General features: G+C 70.6%; 6 protein-coding genes. All 6 read right to left on the reverse strand.

Annotated elements, in window-relative coordinates; translation table 11 throughout:
* Positions 1–136 precede the first annotated feature (136 nt).
* Positions 137–1,081 carry an FHA domain-containing protein gene (locus tag AB0E83_RS34525; protein WP_362120644.1) on the reverse strand — a complete coding sequence of 315 codons (945 nt, stop codon included), beginning with the start codon at positions 1,079–1,081 and terminating at the stop codon, positions 137–139.
* A gap of 81 nt (positions 1,082–1,162) precedes the next feature.
* The gene (locus AB0E83_RS34530) at positions 1,163–2,116 is read right to left on the reverse strand and encodes a DUF881 domain-containing protein (RefSeq protein WP_362120636.1); all 954 of its coding nucleotides are present in this window, start codon (positions 2,114–2,116) and stop codon (positions 1,163–1,165) included.
* Positions 2,113–2,445, reverse strand: a complete 333-nt coding sequence (locus tag AB0E83_RS34535; RefSeq protein ID WP_030492461.1) for a small basic family protein — start codon at positions 2,443–2,445, stop codon at positions 2,113–2,115. Before AB0E83_RS34535 ends, AB0E83_RS34530 begins: the two co-directional genes overlap by 4 nt.
* Entirely contained in the window at positions 2,442–3,380 is a 939-nt protein-coding gene (locus tag AB0E83_RS34540) for a DUF881 domain-containing protein (RefSeq protein WP_362120638.1), read from the reverse strand. Before AB0E83_RS34540 ends, AB0E83_RS34535 begins: the two co-directional genes overlap by 4 nt.
* Positions 3,381–3,472: 92 nt before the next feature.
* A complete protein-coding gene (locus AB0E83_RS34545) occupies positions 3,473–5,968 on the reverse strand; it encodes a mannose-1-phosphate guanyltransferase (RefSeq protein WP_362120640.1) in 2,496 nt (831 codons plus the stop codon).
* A gap of 118 nt (positions 5,969–6,086) precedes the next feature.
* The gene (locus tag AB0E83_RS34550; RefSeq protein ID WP_362120642.1) at positions 6,087–6,695 is read right to left on the reverse strand and encodes a CDP-alcohol phosphatidyltransferase family protein; all 609 of its coding nucleotides are present in this window, start codon (positions 6,693–6,695) and stop codon (positions 6,087–6,089) included.
* Positions 6,696–6,892: the final 197 nt, after the last annotated feature.

The following is a 6,892-nucleotide window of genomic DNA, read 5'->3' on the forward strand; positions in this document are numbered from 1 at the left end:
CTATACGCGTCCCGCATCTGGGTGAGCACGGGGCAGCTCCTCTCTCGCCGGTCGCCCGCGGTGGCGGTGCCGGATCCGGCACCGCCCGTCGGTGTTCGCACCATGGACCTTTCCTGAAGGATCTCCGCCAGGCGTGTCAGACGCCTCGCTGGCTCGCGTAGAAGACCAGCCGGTACTTGCCGATCTGCACCTCGTCGCCGTTGTTGAGCACCACGTCCGCGTCGATCGGCTCGCGGTTGAGGTAGGTGCCGTTGAGGCTGCCCACGTCGGCGACGGTGAAGCTGCCGTCCTGGCGCCGGCGGAACTCGACGTGCCGCCGGGAGACCGTGAAGTCGTCCAGGAAGATGTCGCTCTGCGGGTGGCGCCCGGCCGTCGTCAGCTCACCGTCCAGGAGGAAGCGGCTGCCCGAGTTCGGACCGCGGCGCACCACCAGGAGCGCGGAACCGGGCGGCAGCGCCTCGACGGCCGCCAGGGCCTCGGGGGACAGCGCCGGCATCGCGATCTGACCGGTGGTCTCGGCGTCGTACGCCTCCAGCCCCGAGATCGAGATCGTCGACGTCGTCTCGGAGGGACGCTCGGCGGCGACCCCGCCCCGCAGCGGCGTACCGCAGTGGGAGCAGAAGCGGCTGTCCGCCGTATTGCGGTGACCGCACCTCGTACACACCGGCATGGACGCGTCCTCCTGCCGCGGCTGCCCCGCGGAGGTCTGGGTCGCGTACGGGTCGGGGGCAAACCCTCCACCCGTACTTGAGGTTGATGGTTCACCGAAACCTATGCGCGCGGCACCGGCGGGGTCAACAGACGACGCGCCCTGCGCGCCCGGAATGTCACCGCCCGGACCACCGACCTCGTCACGGAAGAGCGGGCGCTCGCCGCCCTGCTCCTCGCTCTGGGCATGGCGCGGCGCGCGGTGCCTGGCGTTGCCGCCGTCCTCGCGTGCGCTCTTGCCGAACAACTTCGCAAACAACTTCACGGGCGATTCCCCTTGACCGAAACAGACCCGCCCGTGGGGCAGGACGAACCGAGATCCATCACACCTGCCGACCCGGACACCTTCACAACGTCCGTATCCTCCGGACAGTTTCCACCACGCACCACCGTTGTGGTGCGCCGACCCCCCGCAACGCTCCAGCCCATGTCGCGGGACCCCTCGCCCCCTCTCTCACGGGGAGGACGACCGAGCGTAGTCAGGCCGCTTCGCGGGTCGCAAGGCGTCGACGACGATCTTCGCCGACCGCTCCACCGTGGCCGTGGCCTGCTCCTTCTCGAGGGTCTGCACGACTCCACCGGGGATGTTGAGCGCGGGCTCGAGATCCTCGGGCTTGCCGATGACCTTGAAGACGTACGGAGCGGTCACCTGCGTTCCATCGATCCGCATGTCATCGCCGCCCCCGGTGAAATAACTGTCGGCGACCACCCGCACCCCGTCGACCTGGATCGCCTCGGCGCCGGCCGCCCGCAGCTCCTGGATGGCGTCGAGCAGCATGTCGGACTCGACGGCGCCCACCGGATCGGTCACGGTCAGCGTGATGCCCGGCCCCTCGGCGGCCACCGTGCCGGCCAGGATCCCGAGCTGCCGCTCCTTCTCCTGCGTCTGCCGGCGGGCCTCCTCGGCCTGGTCGGAGCTGGACTCCAGCTCCGAGCGCTGCTTCTCCAGCCGCGCCTTCTCGTCCTCCAGGCGCTGGGTGCGGTCGTCGAGCTCGTCGAGGATCCGTACGAGGTCCTCCTGCCGGGCCCCGCGCAGGGCGCTGCCCTCGCTGGTCGAGGAGACCTGGATGGCGAGGCCGAAGCCCAGGCAGAACAGCAGCAGGGCGACGACGAGCTGGGCCCGCGTCACCCGCGGCGGCCACAGGGCGTCCGCCAGCCGCCGGCGCCCGGTCGGCGCGTCCCCGGTGCCGGGGCCGGCCTCCGGGGCGGGCACGGCGGCCCCGGGAGCGCTCTCACCGCCCTCCGCGGCCCGCGTCGCCGGCTCCGTGGCCCCGGAAGCCCCGGGCGTCACCGGCGCCCCGCGCTCCCCGCCCGCCTCCGGCTTCTCGTCCGGCTTCCGCTCTTCGTCCGGCTCGGGGTTCTCGCCGGCCTCGGGGTTCTCGTTGGGGTTCGTACTCATCGGCCTCACGCCCGGAAGACATGGCGGCGGATCGCGGCCGCGTTGGAGAAGATCCGGATGCCGAGCACGACGACGACACCGGTGGACAGCTGCGCGCCGACGCCGAGCTTGTCGCCGAGGAAGACGATCAGCGCGGCCACGACCACGTTCGACAGGAAGGAGACGACGAAGACCTTGTCGACGAAGATCCCATCGAGCATGGCCCGCAGGCCGCCGAAGACCGCGTCGAGGGCGGCGACCACGGCGATCGGGAGATAGGGCTCGACGACCGCCGGGATCTCGGGCCGGACCAGCAGTCCGGCCACGACTCCGACGATCAGGCCCAGTACGGCGATCACGATGTTGCCTTCCCCTTGTCGGCCGTGGCCCGGCCGGTGGGCGTCGCGGCCCCGGCCCCCCTCGGCTCTGCTGTACGTACGATCAGGCTCGGCGCGGCCGGCAGCCGCACCTCGCCCTCGACCGAGATGCTGCTGCGGATCCCGAAGTTCTCCACCAGCGCGTGCAGGTACTGCCCGTCCGCGCTGTCCTGGAAGGTGGTGGCGAGCCGCTGCCCGTCCCCGACGGCGAGGACGGTGTACGGCGGCACGAGCGGCCGGTTGTCGACGAGTATGGCGTCGCCGGCGGCCCGGATCGCGGAGAGCGAGGTCAGCCGCTGGCCGTTGATCGACACGGCCTCGGCGCCCGACTCCCACAGCCCGTTGACCACCCGCTGCATGTCGCGGTCCCGCACCCGGCCGGTGTCGGAGAAGCCGGCGCTCTCGCGCGGGCCGCCGCCTCCGCTGTCGGAGCCCTTGGCGTCGTCGACGACGAGCTTCACCCCGGGGCCGTGCACGGGGGTGGCCCCGGACAGCAGCGCGACCAGTTCCGCCTGGTCGCCGCCGTGCTGTTCGAGCGCCGCGCGCTGCCGTTCGCCGACCTCGGCGCGGATCCGTTCGACGTCCTGCTCCAGCTCGTCGGCGGACGCGTTCTCCCCCTCGATCCGGTCGATGAGCTCCTGCCGCTCCTTGGCGACGACGGGGGCCGAGACCCGGGCCTCGGCCGCGCCCACGGTCACCACGGCGGCGGCCAGCACCAGCCCGGCCGCGAGCCCGAGCTTGGCCCGCAGCGGCTTCGGTACCGAGCCGCCCTCGGCGGCGCGCCGGGCGGTCGCCTCCGCGTACCCGTCGTCCAGCGCGTGGTCGATGACGTTGTTCAGCAGCGACATCGACGCGTCCGGGCGCGGGGGCGGAGATCCGGTGCTCCGAACGGGGGGCTGCTGCGACATGCCGCACATCGTCGCACGTCGTACGTCCTACCGCCGAATGCCCCCTGGGAAAGGCCGGGCGGCCCCCTGCTGCCGCCGCCCGGCCCCGGTCCGCTCCCCGGTCAGCGCCCCGCGCCCTCGACCACGCGCGCCCATTCGTCGAGCAGCGCCTGCGCGGAGGTGTCGTCGGGCCCCTCGGCCCACAGGTGGGTGACGGCCTCGGCGGGGTCCGGCAGCACCATCACCCACCGTCCGTCGGCCTCCACGACCCGCACGCCGTCGGTGGTGTCCACCGACCGGCCGCCGGCCGCCTCGACCACCCGCCGCATCACGAGCCCCTTCACGGCCCACGGCGTGGCGAGGTCCCGCTTGATGACGTGCGCCCGCGGGATCCGGGCGTCGATCTGGCTGAGCGTGAGCTGCGTCCGCGCCACCAGGCCGATCAGCCGCACGAAGGCCGCGGCCCCGTCGAAGACGCTGCTGAACTCGGGCACGATGAACCCGCCGCGCCCGTCGCCGCCGAAGATCGTCGACTCCTGGCGGCCGACCCGGGTCAGGTCGTCGGGCGAGGTGGTCGTCCACTCGACCTGGGTGCCGTGGTACGCGGCCACCTGCTCGGCGATGCGGGTCGTGGTGACCGGCAGCGCGACCCGGCCGGACCGGCGCTCGGCCGCCACCAGGTCGAGCATCACGAGCAGCGCCCGGTCGTCCTCGATGATCCGGCCCCGCTCGTCGACGAGCGACAGCCGCTCGCCCACGGGGTCGAACCGCACGCCGAACGCGGCCCGCGCCGACGCCACGATCTCCCCGAGCCGGACCAGCCCGGCCCGCCGCCGCTCGACGGACTCGGTGGGCCGCGACTCGTCGAGGCCCGGGTTGATGGTCAGCGAGTCCACCTGGAGCCGGCCGAGCAGGCTGGGCAGGACGAGTCCCGCGCTTCCGTTGGACGCGTCCACGACCACCTTCAGCCCGGCCTCCGCGATCCCGGACGTGTCGACGTTCCGCAGCAGGGAGCCGGTGTACGAGTCGAAGACGCTCGCGGGGAACGACAGGTCGCCGATCTCGCCGGGAAAGGCCCGCCGGTACTCCTGCCGCGCGTACACCCGGTCCAGCTTCCGCTGCCCGGCCTGCGACAGGTCCGCGCCCCGCTCGTCGAAGAACATGATGTCGACGGAGTCCGGCACGCCGGGAGAGGTCCGCACCATGATCCCGCCGGCGCTCCCCCGCGCGGTCTGCTGCCGGGCCACCGGCAGCGGCACGTTCTCCAGGTCCCGCACGTCGATGGCGCTGGCCTGGAGCGCGGAGATCACGGCCCGCTTGAGCGCGCGGGCGCCGCGCGAGTGGTCGCGGGCGGTGGTGACGGTGGAGCCCTTCTTCAGGGTCGTCGCGTACGCCCCGGCGAGCCGTACCGCCAGTTCCGGCGTGATCTCGACGTTGAGGATCCCGGACACCCCGCGCGCGCCGAAGAGGTGGGCCTGGCCGCGGGACTCCCAGATCACCGAGGTGTTGACGAAGGCACCGGCCTCGATGGTCTTGAACGGGTAGACCCGCACGTTGCCCTGGACGATCGACTCCTCGCCGATCATGCACTCGTCGCCGATGACGGCCCCGTCCTCGATCCGGGCCGCCCGCATGACGTCGGTGTTCTTGCCGATGACGCAGCCGCGGAGGTTGCTCTGCTGCCCGATGTAGACGTTGTCGTGGACGACCGCCTTGTGCAGGAAGGCTCCGGTCTTCACCACCACGTTGGAGCCGACGACGGTGTGTTCCCGGATCTCGGCGCCGGCCTCGACCTTGGCGTAGTCCCCGATGTACAGCGGCCCGCGCAGCACCGCGTCGGGGTGCACCTCCGCGCCTTCGGCGACCCACACGCCGGGGGAGATCTCGAAGCCGTCGATGTCGACCTGGACCTTGCCGTCGAGGACGTCGGCCTGTGCCTTGACGTAGCTCTCGTGGGTGCCGACGTCCTCCCAGTAGCCCTCGGCGACATAGCCGTAGATCGGCTTGCCCTCCTTCATGAGCTTCGGGAAGACATCGCCGGACCAGTCGACCGGGACGTCGGCCTCGACGTAGTCGAAGACCTCGGGCTCCATGACGTAGATGCCCGTGTTCACGGTGTCGGAGAAGACCTGCCCCCAGGTCGGCTTCTCCAGAAAGCGTTCGACCTTCCCTTCCTCGTCGACGATCGTGATGCCGAATTCCAGCGGATTCGGCACCCGCGTCAGGCAGACCGTGACGAGGGAGCCCTTCTCCTTGTGGAAACGGATCAGATCGGTGAGGTCGAAGTCGGTGAGGGCGTCCCCCGAGATCACGAGGAAGGCGTCGTCCTTCAACGCTTCCTCGGCGTTCTTCACACTGCCCGCTGTGCCGAGCGGCTTCTCCTCGTTGGCATAAGTGAGCTCCATTCCGAGCTCTTCGCCGTCGCCGAAGTAGTTCCTGACGAGCGACGCGAGAAACTGCACGGTGACGACGGTCTCGTTGAGACCGTGCCGCTTGAGCAGTCGTAGGACATGCTCCATGATCGGCCGGTTCACCACCGGCAGAAGAGGCTTGGGCATGCTCGAGGTCATGGGGCGAAGGCGGGTTCCTTCGCCACCGGCCATCACGACGGCCTTCATGTCGGAAGCGTCCTCCTTGAAGAGACGACGGTCCTGCCGACCGAACCTGTCCGCGTTCACTCGTCCCCGGACGTCCTCGTTCCTGCCGGCGACGCTGCGCGGCACGGGACCAACGGGCTCAATCGGCCGCGGTATCCGCCTTCACGAGTCGGCGGACCTGGACCACGTAGAGGATCCCTGCCCACCAATACAGAGTTGTACCCCATCCGGCGAAAGCCCATCCGAAAACTTCAGCGAGTGACGCCAACCAGCCGGTTCCGTCACTGAGAAGCAGCAACGGGAAGGCGTACATCAAGTTGAAAGTCGCAGCTTTCCCGAGGAAGTTCACCTGCGGCGGCGGGTAGCCGTGCCGGCGGAGGATTCCCACCATGACCAGCAGCATGACTTCACGCGCCAGAAGAACGGCGGTCAGCCACAGCGGCAGGATCTCGCGCCAGGTGAGGCCCACCAGCGTGGACAGGATGTAGAGCCGGTCGGCGGCCGGATCCAGCAGCCGGCCGAGGCTGCTGATCTGGTTCCACTTGCGGGCCAGCTTGCCGTCGAGGTAGTCGCTGACCCCGCTGAGCATCAGCACGAGCAGCGCCCACACATCACTGTTGGGCCCGCCGAACTCCGGCCGCAGGATGAGCCACAGGAACAGCGGCACGCCGACGAGACGCGCCATGCTGAGAATGTTGGGGATGGTGAGGACCCGATCCGTCTGGACCTCGGTCTCCTGGACCTCCACCCGGGGGCCTCCTGCTGGGAACGTACCGACGTTGACCCCTGACCTTACCCTCCGCCACCCCCACCCCCGGGCACCGGGTCCACCGCCCCTCCCCGGAAAACGGACGCGGAACGCAGAAAAGCCCCGCACCAGAAGGTGCGGGGCTTTCCCACAATGATTGTTCGGCGGTGTCCTACTCTCCCACAGGGTCCCCCCTG

The sequence above is a fragment of the Streptomyces sp. NPDC035033 genome (assembly GCF_040636735.1).
Lineage (GTDB): Bacteria > Actinomycetota > Actinomycetes > Streptomycetales > Streptomycetaceae > Streptomyces.